Annotated in this window: 1 protein-coding gene; it reads left to right on the top strand. The window is 47.4% G+C overall.

Going from position 1 to position 586, the window contains the following annotated elements; genetic code table 11:
• Positions 1–29 precede the first annotated feature (29 nt).
• A partial coding sequence (locus tag H6A27_RS14555; protein ID WP_477005008.1) for an IS21 family transposase occupies positions 30–586 on the top strand: 557 nt, incomplete at its 3' end.

The following is a 586-nucleotide window of genomic DNA, read 5'->3' as shown; positions in this document are numbered from 1 at the left end:
ATACGACTATGGCAGGAAAAAGTAAGAATATGAGCCAGATCAAACAACTTCTTCTATTAAAGAAGAATGGAGTCTCCAACCGCAAGGCTGCCGATATAATCGGCATGAACAAGGAGACAGTGAACAACTACATGAACAAGGTCAGCGCTGACAGCCTGAGCCTTGATGAACTTATCAGGCTGGACGATCCCATTCTTGAGCACCGTCTCAAGGGCGGCAATCCTGCATATAGTGACAAACGCTTTGAAACATTCAAAACCCTTCTTCCATATCTTCAGGAGGAGATGAAGCGCAAGCATGTCACGCTGAAGCTTCTTTGGGAGGAATACCGTAATGAGCATCCTGACAACCACTACAGCCTGACACAGTTCCGTTTTCATTACAATCAGAACACAGAGGCCGGAAAGGAATCGCCATCTACCATACTTGCTGACATGCGTACTGGCGGTGAAAAGCTTTTCCTCGATTTTGCCGGTGATACCATGGGATACGTTGATATGGAAACCGGTGAGGTCGTCCAGTGCCAGGCTTTCGTAGCCACTCTGCCTGCAAGCGACTACGGTTATATCCTCTTCGTACGTTCACA

The organism is Bacteroides caecigallinarum, from assembly GCF_016902295.1.
GTDB lineage: Bacteria > Bacteroidota > Bacteroidia > Bacteroidales > Bacteroidaceae > Phocaeicola > Phocaeicola caecigallinarum_A.
Note: the sequence above shows the minus strand (reverse complement) of the source record. Positions and strands in the feature narration are given on the sequence as shown.